Annotated in this window: 13 protein-coding genes; 1 reads left to right on the forward strand and 12 read right to left on the reverse strand. The window is 46.8% G+C overall.

Annotation, left to right across the window (positions count from 1 at the left end; translation table 11 throughout):
* Nucleotides 1–15: 15 nt before the first annotated feature.
* The 12 genes from priA to BLV90_RS00595 form a co-directional block, all read right to left on the reverse strand.
* Nucleotides 16–2,472, reverse strand: coding sequence for a primosomal protein N' (priA, locus tag BLV90_RS00540; protein WP_091734624.1), 2,457 nt, complete (start codon nt 2,470–2,472; stop codon nt 16–18).
* Entirely contained in the window at nt 2,457–3,662 is a 1,206-nt protein-coding gene (gene coaBC, locus BLV90_RS00545; RefSeq protein WP_091734626.1) for a bifunctional phosphopantothenoylcysteine decarboxylase/phosphopantothenate--cysteine ligase CoaBC, read from the reverse strand. Before coaBC ends, priA begins: the two co-directional genes overlap by 16 nt.
* A gap of 37 nt (nt 3,663–3,699) precedes the next feature.
* Nucleotides 3,700–3,915 carry a DNA-directed RNA polymerase subunit omega gene (rpoZ, locus tag BLV90_RS00550; protein ID WP_091734628.1) on the reverse strand — a complete coding sequence of 72 codons (216 nt, stop codon included), beginning with the start codon at nt 3,913–3,915 and terminating at the stop codon, nt 3,700–3,702.
* Nucleotides 3,916–4,539: a guanylate kinase gene (gmk, locus tag BLV90_RS00555; protein WP_091734631.1), complete on the reverse strand. Its 624-nt coding sequence runs from the start codon at nt 4,537–4,539 to the stop codon at nt 3,916–3,918. It abuts the gene before it with no gap.
* A 12-nt stretch (nt 4,540–4,551) separates the two neighbouring features.
* Nucleotides 4,552–4,818, reverse strand: coding sequence for an extracellular matrix/biofilm regulator RemA (gene remA, locus BLV90_RS00560; RefSeq protein WP_091734633.1), 267 nt, complete (start codon nt 4,816–4,818; stop codon nt 4,552–4,554).
* A gap of 111 nt (nt 4,819–4,929) precedes the next feature.
* Nucleotides 4,930–5,820: a YicC/YloC family endoribonuclease gene (locus BLV90_RS00565; RefSeq protein WP_091734635.1), complete on the reverse strand. Its 891-nt coding sequence runs from the start codon at nt 5,818–5,820 to the stop codon at nt 4,930–4,932.
* 144 nt (nt 5,821–5,964) lie between these two features.
* A complete protein-coding gene (bcaP, locus tag BLV90_RS00570) occupies nt 5,965–7,356 on the reverse strand; it encodes a branched-chain amino acid transporter BcaP (protein WP_091734637.1) in 1,392 nt (463 codons plus the stop codon).
* 225 nt (nt 7,357–7,581) lie between these two features.
* Complete coding sequence (locus tag BLV90_RS00575) at nt 7,582–9,210, reverse strand: glycerol-3-phosphate dehydrogenase/oxidase (RefSeq protein WP_091734639.1); 1,629 nt, start codon at nt 9,208–9,210, stop codon at nt 7,582–7,584.
* A 16-nt stretch (nt 9,211–9,226) separates the two neighbouring features.
* The gene (locus BLV90_RS00580) at nt 9,227–9,814 is read right to left on the reverse strand and encodes a glycerol-3-phosphate responsive antiterminator (protein WP_091734640.1); all 588 of its coding nucleotides are present in this window, start codon (nt 9,812–9,814) and stop codon (nt 9,227–9,229) included.
* A 157-nt stretch (nt 9,815–9,971) separates the two neighbouring features.
* Complete coding sequence (gene glpK, locus BLV90_RS00585) at nt 9,972–11,483, reverse strand: glycerol kinase GlpK (RefSeq protein ID WP_091734643.1); 1,512 nt, start codon at nt 11,481–11,483, stop codon at nt 9,972–9,974.
* 123 nt (nt 11,484–11,606) lie between these two features.
* Nucleotides 11,607–12,437 carry an MIP/aquaporin family protein gene (locus tag BLV90_RS00590; RefSeq protein WP_177167821.1) on the reverse strand — a complete coding sequence of 277 codons (831 nt, stop codon included), beginning with the start codon at nt 12,435–12,437 and terminating at the stop codon, nt 11,607–11,609.
* A 341-nt stretch (nt 12,438–12,778) separates the two neighbouring features.
* The gene (locus BLV90_RS00595) at nt 12,779–13,984 is read right to left on the reverse strand and encodes an ROK family transcriptional regulator (RefSeq protein ID WP_091734647.1); all 1,206 of its coding nucleotides are present in this window, start codon (nt 13,982–13,984) and stop codon (nt 12,779–12,781) included.
* Nucleotides 13,985–14,192: 208 nt separating this feature from the next.
* Here BLV90_RS00595 and BLV90_RS00600 point away from each other — a divergent pair, with 208 nt between their 5' ends.
* On the forward strand, nt 14,193–15,875 hold the full coding sequence (locus tag BLV90_RS00600; RefSeq protein WP_091734649.1) for a phospho-sugar mutase: 1,683 nt from the start codon (nt 14,193–14,195) through the stop codon (nt 15,873–15,875).
* The last annotated feature ends 20 nt before the right edge of the window (nt 15,876–15,895 follow it).

Here is a 15,895-nt window from a genome sequence, read left to right on the forward strand (position 1 = left end):
TAACCTATAGGGAAATTAGAAACCCTCCCGATCAACTCCTACGCGCAGGTTTATATCCTCGTATTCTGTGCGTATCTTCCGTAGAGCCTCTATCCATCTGCTTTTTCCATCTATATGGCCGGTAATTTTAATCATGATTTGAACCCGATAACGATCTTTGATTCGTGGAATCGGTGCTGGAACCGGTCCAAGAAGATTTGCTTTCTCTGGAAGCAAAGGACGTAGATCACCAACCACACGGTGTGCCAGTTGCATGAGCGATGCCAGGTCTGGATGGCTCATCCGAATCTGAAATACTTCACAAAAGGGAGGATACCCGTGTTGCTTCCGCAGGAGACACTCCTGTCGATAAAAGGGTTCTCCTTCATATTGTGCCGCCATACGAATGCTATAATGCTCTGGCGTATAGGTCTGCACAACCACTCTTCCTGGTGCTTCATGGCGCCCTGCACGGCCACCCACCTGGGTCAATAGTTGGAAGGTACGTTCCGCCGCCCGGTAATCTGGCAGGTGGAGCATTGAATCCGCGGCAATCACTCCAACTAGAGTAACTCGCGGAAAGTCGAGCCCTTTTGCGATCATCTGTGTACCCAATAGCACATCCGCCTTCCCCTCGCCAAAAGCTTGGAGAAGTCGTTCGTGAGCCCCTTTGCGACTAACGGTATCCACATCCATCCGAATGGTTCGCATCCCAGGCAACAACCGGGTCAGCTCTTCTTCCACCCGTTGTGTCCCTGTCCCAAAATAACGAATGTGCGAACTCCCACAAACCGGACAACTCTCTGGTACTCGTTCATTATGCCCACAATAATGACAACGTAGAGTTCCATTCGTACGGTGATAGGTAAGGGAAATATCACAGTGAGGACAATCGACTGTCTTGCCACATTCACGGCAGAGAATAAAGGTAGAGTGTCCACGACGATTGAGAAATAGAACCGCCTGTCCTCCTCGATCAACACATTCGTTAAGAGCCGACCTAAGGGATTTACTAAATATGGAGCGGTTCCCACTCCGAAGCTCCTCTCGCATATCCACGATATCCATACGCGGAAACGGACGACCGTGAACACGCTCGCTCAAGGTAATCCACTCATACTCTCCAGTACGAGCCCGGTAATAGGTTTCCACTGAAGGAGTCGCCGTTCCCATGACCAGTACCGCATCATGAATTTGACATCGCTTTTTGGCTACTTCCCGGGCATGATAGCGAGGGGTCTCTTCTTGTTTATAGGAGCTCTCATGTTCCTCATCCATAATGATAAGCCCGATATTCACAAAAGGAGCAAAAATAGCGGACCGCGCCCCAATCGCTACTTCTACTCCCCCTGAGCGAATCCGGCGCCATTCATCAAAGCGTTCCCCCTTGGACAACCCACTGTGGAGAACCGCTACTCGATCACCAAACCTCCCTTTAAATCGCTCTACCATCTGGGGAGTTAAGGAGATTTCCGGCACCAGCACAATCGCCTGTCTGCCCATATTTAAGGTTTCCGTGATCGCTTGTAGATAGATCTCTGTTTTGCCGCTACCTGTCACCCCATGAAGCAGGATCGAATGGTTTCGTTTCTCCACCATCGGTGTCTTGATCGCATCAAAGGCACGCTGTTGTTCTTCAGTAAGAGGGAGAGGGGTCGTCTGTTTAAAAGAGCGATGAGCGTAAGGATCTCGATACTCCTCCCGTTCCTCGCGAAGGAGGAGTCCCTTTTCTATGAGACGGTTAACGGCTGAACGGGAAACGCCTAAATGTGTGAGCAATTCTGGGAGGGGAATCCCCTCAGGACGAGCCTGCATAAAAGCCAAAACTTCCTTCTGCCTCGATGCTTGGGGTGGCAGTTCTTCCATCGCTTCTTGTAAAGAGGCATCTCCTACTCCCGGTAACACCCAGGTACGTGTTTTTCTCGTAATTTGATCCCCTACCCGAATGTCTGACTGTAACCTACCCTCTTCCACCAACGTACGAAGGAGCGAACGAGTCACACCTGGGAGCGCCAAAGCGTACTCCTCTGTAACTTCCTTACGCTCCTGTAAACAAGTGAGTAGCTTTTGCTCCCCTTCATCGGCTAGCTCACTTATTCCCCCCTGCTCCCCGATAGGCAAAGATATGATCCGCTGATAGCGACCCTTTAATACCGCAGGCACCATCCCGTGTAATACGCTAATTACGGGACAAAGCCATGTTTGAGCGCTCCATTCAGCCAAACCGACGAGCTCCGGGGTCAGCGGAGGGGTTAGATCCAGCACATGATGAATCGACTTTAACCGCTTCGCATTCGTGATCGTAGGGAAACCTGCAACATATCCCATCAACTTCCGGGGACCAAAGGGTACTTGTACTCGGCTGCCTACCTTTACCTCACTAAGCAAAGCTTCTGGGATGAGATAGTCAAATGCCCGGTCCGTCCCATGGGCGGACACATCGACATAAACGGCAGCAATTCGCCTTCGCTCAGCCTCTATTTTCCTGTCCATCGTTCCGAGATCAAGTCGACTATGCGCCTTGCCACTTCTTTTTTAGAGACTAAGGGGAGATGAAGAACTTCACCCTCTCCATCGTATACCCTGACTGTATTCATATCCCCATCAAAACCAGCACCTGGTGTTGAAACATCATTGGCCACGATGAGGTCCATCCCTTTTCGGGCCAATTTCTCCCGAGCATGCTCAGCAACGTTTTCTGTCTCCGCAGCAAACCCGACGAAAAATTGACCTTCTTTCCGTTTACCAATATCGGCGGCAATATCCTTCGTCCTTACAAGACGTAGGACCATCTCTTTTCCAACCTTTTTCAGCTTTTGCGTTGCCACGTTCTCCGGTTGATAATCAGCTACCGCTGCTGATTTGATGATGATATCTGCTTCATTCAACCGCCCCATCACCGCATCATACATCTCCTCTGCAGTCGTCACATTCACCCGCTGTACCCCTTGAGGACTAGGCAGGGCAGTAGGACCACTGACGAGTGTAACGGATGCTCCTGCTTCTACCGCTGCTTCAGCTAAAACGTATCCCATCTTTCCAGAGGAACGATTGGTTAAATAACGCACGGGGTCGATTGCCTCACGAGTAGGGCCAGCCGTTATGAGAACCCGTTTACCGGTTAACGCTTTGGCTGTATCTTGCCCGCGAAAAAAATCTTCCACTGCCATGACGATGGTTTCGGGCTCTTCCATCCGTCCCCTGCCGACATACCCACAAGCCAGCTGACCCGAGCCGGGTTCTATAAAATGCCACCCTAAACGGGCCAATTTCGCCATGTTCTCCTGCACGATTGGATTTTCATACATATGCACATTCATGGCCGGGGCAACCATAATCGGTGCTTTTGTCGCGAGCAGGGTCGTCGTCAACATATCATCACCGATGCCGTGGGCCGCTTTCCCCAGCACATTGGCAGTTGCAGGTGCAATGATAAAGAGATCCGCATGATCGGCTAAATCGATATGCGTGACTTTCCATGGATCTTGCTCATCAAAAGTATCAACAGAAACATGATGGCGAGACAGTGTCTGGAACGTCAGCGGAGTTACAAAACGGGTAGCTGATTCAGTTAAAATCACACGTACTTCTGCTCCTGTTTGGGCTAACTTGCTAACTAACCCCGCTGCCTTAAAGGCAGCGATACCACCACTCACACCAACCACAATCCGCTTTCCCTTCATGGATCTCTCCTCCTATCCGAAAAAAATAACAACCCCATCAGGTTGTTATCTTTTTCGCGTTGGACTCTGGCGGTACGAGTATATCTGCTACAATCTCTTCCAAAGCAACACCAACGTTTTTATTGGAACGAAGATCGTGCAGATTACTCTCGGCCCCTTCGAGTAAGTCCCGTGCCCGCTTCGCTGCAAGTATGACCAAGGTATATTTACTATCCGCCTTGTCCATTAATTTATCAATCGATGGATACAGCATTTACATTCCCTCCAACCAGTTTGGTTGATCATTGATAAAACGCTCCCGCCGGCAATGTTCTGCGGTAATAATCGAGCGGACTCGATCACAAGCATCCTCTATCCGATCATTCACCACCACATAATCGTAATACTCCACTTCCCCCAATTCTTGCTCCGCGGCTGACATCCGATGACGGACAATCTCTTCTGTCTCTGTACCGCGTCCTCTAATCCGAGAAGCTAACTCTTTTAGAGAAGGGGGGAGAAGAAAAATAAATACGCCCTCCGGGAACCGTTCTCTTACTTGTTTTGCCCCCTGCACTTCAATCTCTAGCAGGACATCTTTTCCTTGCTCCAGTTGCTCCTTCACAAATTCGCGAGGAGTACCATAATAATTGTTTACATATTGGGCCCACTCTAAAAGCTGTTCCTCTCCAATCATCTCTTCAAACTCCTGTCGCGTCTTGAAGAAATAATTGACCCCATTCACTTCCCCTTCTCGAGGTTTGCGAGTGGTCGCTGATACAGAGTAGACTAACTCTGGAGCATATGTCCGAAGGGCACCACATACTGTGCCTTTCCCTGCCCCTGAAGGCCCAGACAGCACAACTAATAATCCTTTTTTCTTTGAATGAATGCCCATCATGCTCTCCTTCTAGTCTACCATGTCCTCTGAATGATCCTTGCTTGCAAGGCGGTGTGCCACCGTTTCCGGCTGAACAGCGGAAAGGATGACATGGTCAGAATCCGTGATAATCACTGCGCGTGTGCGCCGCCCATAAGTTGCATCGATTAAAACACCCCGGTCTCTGGCCTCTGTGATAATCCGCTTTATTGGCGCAGAATCAGGGCTAACAATGGAAATGATTCGATTTGCGGATACGATGTTACCAAAGCCTATATTGATCAGTTTAATACTCAACCGGGAGTACCCCCTCATTGCACGGGTGCTAGTAGGTAAATAATCTTCTATAATATGATCCCTGATCCGTTTTCCTGTCTAGGAGACCACATTCATCTCATTATAACCTCTTTACTCGATATTTTGCACTTGTTCTCGCATTTTTTCCAGTTCACTCTTACATTCAACGACAAAAGCCCCGATTTTAGCGTCATTTGCCTTGGATCCAATGGTGTTAACTTCACGATTCATTTCCTGGAGAAGAAAATCGAGTTGTCTACCGATCGGCTCATTTGAATGAAGAAGTACAACACCCAACTGATCGATATGACTTCCAAGCCGCGTTAGTTCTTCCTCGATGTCCGCCTTATCTGCAAAGAGAGCGGCCTCCCCTGTGATGCGGTCCATCCATCCTGCCTCTCGTTCCAGCCATTCTTCCATTCGTCTCTCCAACCGTTCACGAAAAGCCTGAATCACTTGTGGGGCTCGTTCACGAATCTCGTTACCATATCGCTTTAGATTCTCAGAACGGTCTACCAAATCACGATAGAGGGCCTCTCCTTCTCGCTTGCGCATAGTAGCTAATGCTTTGCAAGCCAACCCAACGGCCTCAAGTAACGGCTCTTCCAAGGCTTGTGGATCGAAGCGAGTCTCCTCTATTTTTAGAACCCCTGGAAGTTGGAGTAATTCTGCCGCTGTAGGTGGTGTCTTTATCCCATATCGAGGTGCCATTTCCGTAGCCGATTGAACGATCAAATCGACTAGCCCCCAATCCACCGAAAGAGAACACGGAGGCTTCCCCACCCCCTCCACATGCACAAAAACATCTGCTCGCCCACGGCGAACAACCGGTTGCACCACTTTTTTCACCGCTTCCTCTACACTCATCCATCCTTGAGGTAAACGAAGAACGAGCTCTTGAAATCGGTGGTTAACCGTCTTGATCTCTACAACAAAGCGAATCCCTTGACTTGTCACTTCACCGCGTCCATAACCTGTCATACTTTGAATAGTAGATGTCATGCTCCCATTTTAAAGGAAACGGCCTCCCCCTACAAGCATTCTCCTAATGTCACGAGTTTTGCCATTGGCTAGGATTTTATGTTACCACTCTCAAAAGCCAGAAAAGCTCCTTACCCAATGGGTAAAGGAGCTTGAAATTTTCTCTTAGTCTTTATTTAATGTACTATGTCGTTTTGAGTAAGTGAAGTAGATCAAAAGTCCAATCACAAGCCAAATCACAAATGCGATCCATGTTATCGCCGCCAGCCTACTCATCAAAAAGATACAGGCGGCTATCGCAGCCAAGGGTACAAAAGGTACTAAGGGAGTGCGGAAGGGCCGTTTTAAATTCGGTTGTGTTTTACGTAGCACTAACACACCGACGGAAACCAGAGTGAAGGCAGCCAATGTACCGATATTGACCAGTTCGGCCAAACGATCCAGTGGAACAAAACCACCGATTAACCCAGCTACAATCCCAAGGAACCATGTTGCTCCGAAGGGCGTTTGGAACTTCGGATGTACCTTGGAGAAGCGTCGAGGAAGCAAACCATCCCGGGACATGGAGAAGAAGATTCGTGTCTGACCATATAGCATAACAAGCATTACCGTGGTCATCCCCAGAATGGCACCCAGATCAACTACGCCAGCCATCCAGTCCTGTCCAGCAACTTGCAGCGCGAGGGAGATTGGATGATCCACCCCTTTGAAATCACCAAAAGGTACAATTCCTGTCATAATACCGGTTACGATAATATAGAGCAGCGTACAGATCCCCAAGGAAAAAATAAGCCCTCTCGGTAGATCCCGCGCCGGATTTTTTGTCTCTTCAGCCGCTGCCGCTACTGCATCAAAACCAATGTAGGCAAAGAAGACCATCGCCGCAGCATCCATCACACCTGATGCACCAAAAGGAAGAAAAGGCTGCCAGTTGTCCGGTTTTACATAGTTTGCTCCAACAGCAATAAAGAGGAGGACAACCGTTACTTTAATCGCTACCATCACATTATTGGTCCGTTTGGACTCGGTGATTCCCCGGGAAAGCAAGAACGTAATCACCATGACGATCAAGAAGGCAGGGAGGTTAAAGATTGCACCTTCTTTAGCCCCTGGAGCCCCTGTCAATGCAGTGGGAAGTTGCCACCCGAATAATCCTTGGAGTAAATTTTGAAAGTACCCTGACCAACCGACGGATACGGTACTAGTCGCTAGCAAGTATTCGAGTACCAGATCCCAGCCGATGATCCAGGCAACAAACTCACCAAGTGTGGCGTAGCTGTACGTGTAAGCGGAACCGGAAATAGGCACCAGAGCCGCAAACTCAGCATAAGCCAATGCTGCCAACCCACAGGCAATCGCAGAAATGATAAAAGAAAGAATAAGGCCTGGGCCTGCTGTTACAGAACCTTGTCCAGTCAATACGAAGATCCCTGTACCAATAATGGCCCCTATGCCGAGTAGTGTAAGATCCCATGTTCCCAAATCACGCTTTAGGGATCTCCCTTTTTGACTATCTTGCAGTAGTTTATCAATGCTCCGTTTTCTAAAAAGACTCAAACAGGAACCCCCCTCTCTCCAAATCACAAAAAGAATACTCTGTCAATTTAAAACAGAATTCTCTCCCATAATATATTGTAGACCTTTATTCACACGCCACATATTGTACCACAAGGAAAACTTCTGTCAAAAGATAATTTTTCATCTTAATCAATATATTACCAGGCAATCTCTAAAAAACACAGACCTACGTTGGGTCTGTGTTTCATCGTTCCAGGTAACTGGTTACGTCTGTGGATGAGTGCGGGCCATTTCTTCCTCGACTTCACTCCGATATTTTTCGAGTGTCTCTCCATCCCAGTCTTGCATTTGACCCATCCAAGCTAATACAGAGGAGAATGTTTCTTCGGCATGTTTTCGATTAAAGTAAAGATTACCAGTGCGACGGATTAAATAGTCAGCAGGAGTAACTGCCATCTCTTCCTCAATTGCATAGGCCACTTGTGCCTCTTCTAAATTAGCTGGTTCTTCTCCAGCGCGCTTCCATACCTCTGCCACATGACGCCCATACAAATAAACCAATTCCTCCGCTTTAGCTGGATCGGTTCCTTTATCTGTTAATCGCTGAATCCATTCCGCTTTAAATCGTTCAAAGCCTTTTGGCCCCATATCTCCACCACCACTAATGGGGAGACGATCTGTTTTACAAGGAACAAAGGAGGTTACTCCTGCCCCTTCTAACCGCTTATTGACTAAATCGACTACTCGTTCTGCCATCTTACGAAATCCAGTCAGTTTACCACCTGCAATAGTGATAAGCCCTGTCTTTGATTCAAAGATTTCATCCTTACGGGATAGTTCAGATGGATCTTTTCCCTCTTCATGGATCAATGGACGAATTCCTGCCCATCCAGACTCCACATCTTGCGCAGTCAATTTTGCCTCAAGGAAGACAGAATTAATACCCTCTAGGAGATAATCCCGATCTTCTACCGTCATTGTTGGCTTATCGATTGACCCATTATAGTTGGTATCGGTGGTACCAATATAGGTGACACCTGCGCGTGGGATGGCAAAGATCATCCGACCATCAGGAACATCAAAGTAGATAGGTTGTTTCAGCGGTAGACGCTCATGAGGGACAACGATATGCACCCCTTTAGTGAGGTGAAGTCGTTTACCGGATAGGGAAGCATCCTTCTCACGTAGTGTATCTACCCAAGGACCTGCTGCGTTAACAACTTCCTTCGCCCTCACTTCATAGCTACCTCCGCCGACACGATCTTTAATCCGTGCCCCAAGGACGCGGTCATTTTCATAAATAAAGGATTCTGCCTCAGCATAGTTGACTGTCTTGGCACCAAGAGAAGCTGCTGTCTTCATTACTTCAACGGTAAGCCGTGCATCATCTGTACGGTATTCTACATAAAGACCAGACCCTTTTAATCCATCTCCCTTGAGCATGGGCTCTTGCCGTAAGGTCTCATCCTTAGACAACATCTTCCGACGCTCTTCTTTGATGACACCTGCTAAGCGATCATAGACAGCCAGCCCAATAGAGGAGGAGAATTTACCATAAGTACCTCCCTGGTAAATCGGAAGCATCATCGGTTGAGGAATAACGATATGAGGCGCTCTTTCAAAGAGTAGAGCCCGCTCTTGACCCACCTCTCTTACTAGGTTGATTTCAAATTGCTTAAGATAACGCAAACCACCATGAATCAGCTTTGTCGAACGACTGGACGTACCTCCGGCGTAGTCCTGTTTTTCTACAAGCCCTACTTTTAATCCCCGAGAAGCAGCATCCCATGCAATTCCTGCCCCTGTAATGCCTCCACCAATGACCAGTAAGTCCAGTTGATCCTCTTGCATTTCTTCTAAAAATCGAATTCGACTTTTCGCAGAAAATCTCATGATGAAATCCTTCCCTTCATTTTTTTATAGGGTAACCATCATATGACCACAGCTCGTGACGACTCACTGAAACAGCACTGGCTCCGTTTTTAAAGGCATTCTCCACATCGTATCTTTCTCTTAATAATCCACCTGCTACGATAGGAATATCACTCTTTTTGCGAAGGTCTTTAAAGACCCAGGATGGGATCACACCAGGCATTATTTCAGTAGCATCCGCCTTGGATTGCTTCAGCAAATTGATCCCCGTTTCTACGGACATGCCATCAGGAATAAATAGGCGCTGGATTGCAAACAACCCTTCCTCCCGGGCAAATCGGACTAAATTCGTCCTTGTAGAAAGAATTCCATCTGGGTGAATGACTTTTTTAAGGTATTGTAGTGCGGCACGATCATTGCCAAGTCCTTGCGCTAAATCTAAATGGATATAGACTAGCTTTCCCATATTTCTCACACAGTCCACGGTTTGCTTCAACGTATTGATTTCCCCTGCTAATAGAAAACAAACGGTGGGTTTTGAATCTTTCAACGCATTTAAGTCCTCTTCACTCCTTACAGCAGCGATAACAGGATGCCGCTGGATTGCCTGCTTAAAGTCACCCATTTTTTGTAACCCCTTCCTGAAAAATGCAAAAAGAGTCCCCACCTATGGTGTAGTCATCCACCCGGGTGAGGGACTCTCTTATCGTCTCCAGTCCCAATAACTCCGATACAATTTTCCTACTGCTATTGTACACCCTTTCCTGTGGAAAGGAAACCCCTTAGATTGTCACTTCGGAGCGAGACATAGTACGAGAGACAGCATCTTTCCAGCCTTTATAAAGGGCTTCACGCTCTTCTTCCTTCATCTCAGGCTTAAACTTCGCATCAATAGCCCAGTTTTCTCGAATCTCTTCTTTATTGTTCCAGTATCCTACAGCTAGACCAGCAAGATAAGCAGCACCAAGAGCAGTGGTTTCGTTCACTTTCGGCCGTTCCACATTAGCCTGTAGAATATCTGATTGGAACTGCATCAAGAAGCTATTCAGAGCAGCGCCACCATCCACATTCAATTGTGTCAGGTGAATCGACGCATCTTGTTCCATCGCAGTCAATACATCGCGTGTCTGATAAGCGAGGGATTCTAGAGCAGCTCGAGCCAAGTGATCGCGGCTCGTACCTCGGGTGAGCCCGAAAATAGCTCCTCGTGCCTCTTGATCCCAGTATGGAGCACCTAGACCAACAAAGGCGGGTACAAAGTAGACCCCTTCATTAGAGGAAAGATTACGAGCCATTCCTTCAGAGTCAGCGGCTTTCTCCAAGATTTCCAAGCCATCCCGTAGCCATTGGATCGCTGCCCCTGCGATAAAGATACTTCCTTCCAGGGCATATTCCACCTTACCATCTACACCCCAAGCAATTGTGGTTAGCAAGCCATTGGAAGAAGGAATTGCCCGCTCCCCTGTATTCATCAACATGAAGCAACCAGTACCATAGGTATTTTTGGCCATTCCTTTATCAAAGCATGCCTGACCAAAGAGAGCTGCTTGTTGGTCCCCAGCTGCACCAGCGATCGGAACCTCCAAGCCGAAAAACACATCCTTGGTTGTATTGCCGTACACTTTACTTGAAGGAACAACCTCAGGCAACATGGCACGTGGAACATCCAGGTGTTTTAGGAGTTCCTCATCCCAATCCAAGTCGTGAATATTGTACATCAATGTACGGGAAGCATTGGTATAATCCGTTACATGAACGGCTCCACCAGTCAGTTTCCAGATCAACCAGGTATCAATGGTGCCAAAAAGGAGTTCGCCTCGTTCTGCCTTCTCCCTTGATCCCTCTACCTTGTCGAGAATCCACTTTACTTTCGTACCTGAGAAATAAGCATCCACCACTAAACCTGTCTTACTTCGGAAGGTCGATTCCAAACCTTTTTCCTTTAGCTCTTCACAAATGTCTGCTGTTTGACGGCTTTGCCAAACAATTGCATTATAGATGGGTTTCCCAGTGTTTTTATCCCAAACTACTGCGGTTTCCCTTTGATTAGTAATTCCGATACCTGCTATGTGCTTAGGTTGGATAGCTCCTTTTTCAAATAACTCTTTCATTACATCCAATGTACCTTGCCAAATCTCTTCAGCATCATGCTCTACCCAACCTGGTTCAGGAAAAATTTGAGTAAATTCCTGTTGACTAACCCCTTTGCTTTCCCCTTTTCTATTAAATATCATCGCCCGTGTACTTGTGGTACCTTGGTCGATCGCCAACATAAATTGATCATCTTTACTCATTTCTTTTCCCCTTTTCTATTCTCTAGTGGCTCATCCTATTTACATCTATTGTAACCTTTTCATAGGTTAATCGATGCCTTATTGCCCAATTTCCATATTCAGTTTATGTTAGCACAACTTTTTCTAACTGTGCTCTCTAAACGCTTTATTTTTCACTTGTCCTACAGGTGCTTTGCTTTGTGCAAGATATCGACGAACCATCAAATCATAGATCAATGCCCCAGCTAACCCGCCAAGGATAGGAGCAACAATCGGCACCCATGCATAACCACCAGGTCCGGGCACACCAACCGAATCCCAACCAGCCAACCAAGCAAAGAGTTTTGGACCGAAGTCACGTGCGGGATTTAGTGCAAAACCCGTCAAGTTACCAAAGGAAGCTCCGATAATTGCCACGGTAAACCCGATTAAAAGTGGTCCAACATTTTTTAACTGCTCAAACAGTGGGTTGCGATCATCGGTTACTCCAAGAATGACAACCAACAAAAACGCAGTGATGCTAAATTCTACGATGAAGGCGTCCCAATTGGTCAGGAATGAAGCAGGGTAGGTGGAGAAGATCCCAGCAGTTTTCACACTTTCCGCTGATCCTCGTACCATATTATGCACATCTTCAAACTGGAGAAAAGCTTTCCGATAAATTCCATACACCACTGCAGCGCCTGCAAAAGCACCTGCCACTTGGGATACAATGTAAGGGATTACATTTTTGGCAGGAAAATCACGAAACACCGCATTGGCAATCGTTACTGCAGGATTAATATGAGTCCCAGAAATCGCACCCGTTACATAGATAGCCATCGTAACGGCTAGCCCCCAGATCAATGAAATCTCCCATTGTCCGAGATTCGCTTTATTAAGTACTAATCCAGCCACAGTACCACAACCGATAAAAATGAGCATAAAAGTCCCTAGGAATTCCGACAGCATCTGACCACGTAACTTTTTATCCAACTTTACACTCCCTTTCATATCCAGTTTTGATAATACTTACCGAGGCGAAGCAAAAAGGACGTACTGCTCCAAGGTGATCACATGTAATGGACCCTAGATGCAGTACGACCTCTCCTCGTCTCCGGTCGCTTGACAGCGTTTTCAACTGTACAGCTTCAATTATATGGGATACTGCTAGATCGATCAAGACTTTTTAACTACCAATAACTGTCTCATATAAACACATTTCTTCTTCCCAATGCAATATCCTACTTACTTTATCCTCTAACCTTTAAAAGGTTAGCGAATATTTTATTTTAATACGACTTATGCAAGAGATCCAATTTTCATTCAATCAAGTTTTAGTGTTGCGGTTGAAATAATTTCTGCAGAACAAGGGTAAATGCACCGATGGCTCCCCCATTCTTGCCAAGTCCTGTCGGTAGAATCGTTACATCAGCAACAGGAGTTGCTAGGGCCCTCCGTTCTACAGTTTCTCTAATAGTATTGACTACAAATGGTGCCTGATTAATCATCTCCCCACATAAGATAATGCGTCGAGGGTTAAATAAATTAACTACATTAGCTAATCCAATCCCTAAGTACCCTCCTATATCAATTAATACTTCCATAGCAAAAGCATCCCCTATACGGGCTGCTTCAAAAATCTTTCTGCTGGTCAAAGTTCCTTTGCTGTGCGCCAACAATGAGACAACCCCAGCATCCAGACCCTCTTGTACTCGCTTAATCATGGCAGAACTGGATGCAAATACTTCTAAGCAACCACGATTCCCACATCGACACAGAGGTCCATCACTATCTACGGTGGTATGTCCCAACTCCCCTGCTGTAAAGGAGGGGCCATAAACCAGGTTCTTTTTCATCACAAAGGCGGCACCTACTTCTGCACCAATGTCCACACTAATAAAATCCTCTACCTCCAAGCCTTCACCAAACCAACTTTCTCCCATCGCTAAGGTGCGTACACCGTTTTCCACTTCCACAGGCACAGCAAACTCACGCTCTAGAATATCTCGTAAAGGAATATTCTGTAAATGTAAGTTAGGACTACAGAGTGATATCCCTCGTTCATTGTCTACCCAACCGTTCATTCCAACCCCCATGCCAAGAAGTGGGCGCCCACTCCTGCTTATCGGAGCTGCCAATTGATGAATAACATCGATAATTGATCGGATATACACGGCTCGATCAGGATTGGGAGGAATCAACGCCTCTGCTTCCCCTTCAATATTTCCATCAAGATCAGCGGATAAGGCGTGTATTCGGTCGACTCCAGCATATACACCGATTACTCCAAAAGTAGAGGCGTTGATACGCAGTAAAATCGGCTTTCGTCCCCCAGTCGATTCCCCCAATTCGCACTCTACAACAATCCCCGCATCTAGCAATTCCCCTACAATATTCGTCACAGTGGGTGGTGTTAATTGAGTCACCTTCGCAATCTCGGCACGGGGAATGGGTCCCTGTTGGCGAATCACATTGAGAATAATCGATTTATTGATGGACTTCATCCATCGGAAACTACCCGTTTGCACCATTCGGGTCATCGACGTCACGTCCTTTTTTCCGCTTGCGGCGGGACTTCGTAACCTTTCACCCTTGCTCAATCGAATGATTCACTTTCTCATATCCTCCAACTTATTGTTATTTATAAAAAGCCGTATAGCATAAGGCATTTTATTTATGGAATAAACAAGCTAAACCTATTCTATCCAAGAAAGGCAAATGAAACAACTTAAAAGTGAGGGGAAATCAATGAATGAACACTATAATCGCTGGTTGCATCATAGGGGTTTAGATCCTGACTTAATGCAGGAACTGCTTTTATTATCCCAGGATGAGATCGAGGATTGCTTCTACCGCCATTTGGATTTTGGTACCGCTGGCATGCGCGGCCTTCTAGGACCCGGGATTAATCGGATGAATCTCTACACGGTACGTCGTGTAACGGAGGGTCTTGCTCGTACTCTGATCGCTCAAGGAGATGATACACGAAAGCGGGGGGTAGCAATCGCCTATGACTCACGCCGCTTCTCCCCGGAATTCGGCGCAGAAGCTGCAGGAACCTTGGCCTCTCATTCGGTCCGTGTATATCTCTACCCCTCTCTTCGTCCCACACCGATGCTTTCCTATGCGGTTCGTCACTTAGGAGCTGCCGCCGGCATTATGATCACGGCTAGCCATAATCCAGCATCCTACAATGGCTACAAAGTCTATGGTAGCGATGGTGCACAAATGCCCCCCCACCGTGTCGATAAAATTCTGCAAGCATTAGCCGGTATCGATGAATTGGCGTTACCCTCCCACTCCTTACAAGACGGTATTGCTTCTGGTTGGATTAAAGAGATCGGCAGTGAAGTGGACACTGCCTATTACAATCATGTACTCTCCCTTTCTCATGAAAACAACGCTACCGCTAACCAACAGTTAAAGGTGATTTTCACACCTCTCCATGGCACAGGCAATCGACCTGTCCGCCATATCTTAGGTGAGCTGGGTTTTACCCAAGTACACACCGTCTCAGCCCAGGAAACACCCGATCCAGATTTCCCAACGGTCTCCGCCCCTAATCCAGAGGAGCATGACGTATTTACCCTTGCACTTACAGAAGCCGAACAATATACCGCCGATATCGTCATCGGTACAGACCCCGATGCAGATCGCCTAGGACTATACGCCCGAAATCCAGCTGGAAACTATACTGCCTTTAATGGAAATCAAATTGGTGCGCTTCTCCTCCACTATACTCTCGAACGTAAAGCTGCTAAAGGGGAGTTGTCCTCCCAAGGCATTGTTCTTAAATCCATCGTTACCTCTGAAATGGGTCGTTCGATTGCTTCCTCCTTTGGGGTGAAAATGGAGGACACGCTGACTGGTTTCAAATATATCGCTGAGAAGGTTGATAGATACGAAGCACTAAACACTCCATTTCTATTCGGTTATGAGGAAAGTTATGGATACCTCCTTGGTTCCTTTGTTCGCGATAAAGATGCTATCCAGGCGGCAATGATGTGTTGTGAAATGGCTGCTTATTACAAACAAGCGCAGAATCTCACACTCACAGAAGTTCTGGAAATTTTATATCAGCAACACGGCGCTTATATAGAGTCCATTTTTTCTTTTACCTTTCAAGGGAAAAAGGGACTAGAGAAAATGTCCACGCTAATGGATACCTTACGCAACCAACCTCTAAAACAAATTGCCGATCTACCCATCGCACAGGTAAAAGATTATCGTCTTGGCATCGATCACCTACCAAAAGCGAATGTCCTTAAATATCTTTGCACGGATAATAGCTGGGTAGCTATCCGTCCCTCTGGAACTGAGCCCAAAATCAAATTTTACATTAGCGCTGTTGCTGACATCATTGACGCTGCACAGGAGAAGAAGAAGCGAATGGAAAAGGATCTCCGTGATCGACTGGAAACCTCCCTATAACTCTTTCATTTACTTATTCT

Source organism: Marininema mesophilum, assembly GCF_900106775.1.
GTDB classification, from domain to species: domain Bacteria; phylum Bacillota; class Bacilli; order Thermoactinomycetales; family DSM-45169; genus Marininema; species Marininema mesophilum.

Excerpts from the sequence above, each read along its gene's own strand:
- glpK (WP_091734643.1), bottom strand. The coding sequence starts at position 11,483 with ATGAGTAAAGATGATCAATTTATGTTGGCGATCGACCAAGGTACCACA.
- priA (WP_091734624.1), bottom strand. The coding sequence starts at position 2,472 with ATGGACAGGAAAATAGAGGCTGAGCGAAGGCGAATTGCTGCCGTTTAT.
- BLV90_RS00580 (WP_091734640.1), bottom strand. The coding sequence starts at position 9,814 with ATGGGTGACTTTAAGCAGGCAATCCAGCGGCATCCTGTTATCGCTGCT.
- rpoZ (WP_091734628.1), bottom strand. The coding sequence starts at position 3,915 with ATGCTGTATCCATCGATTGATAAATTAATGGACAAGGCGGATAGTAAA.
- BLV90_RS00600 (WP_091734649.1), top strand. The coding sequence starts at position 14,193 with ATGAATGAACACTATAATCGCTGGTTGCATCATAGGGGTTTAGATCCT.
- BLV90_RS00565 (WP_091734635.1), bottom strand. The coding sequence starts at position 5,820 with ATGACATCTACTATTCAAAGTATGACAGGTTATGGACGCGGTGAAGTG.
- BLV90_RS00575 (WP_091734639.1), bottom strand. The coding sequence starts at position 9,210 with ATGAGATTTTCTGCGAAAAGTCGAATTCGATTTTTAGAAGAAATGCAA.
- gmk (WP_091734631.1), bottom strand. The coding sequence starts at position 4,539 with ATGGGCATTCATTCAAAGAAAAAAGGATTATTAGTTGTGCTGTCTGGG.
- BLV90_RS00595 (WP_091734647.1), bottom strand. The coding sequence starts at position 13,984 with ATGACCCGAATGGTGCAAACGGGTAGTTTCCGATGGATGAAGTCCATC.
- coaBC (WP_091734626.1), bottom strand. The coding sequence starts at position 3,662 with ATGAAGGGAAAGCGGATTGTGGTTGGTGTGAGTGGTGGTATCGCTGCC.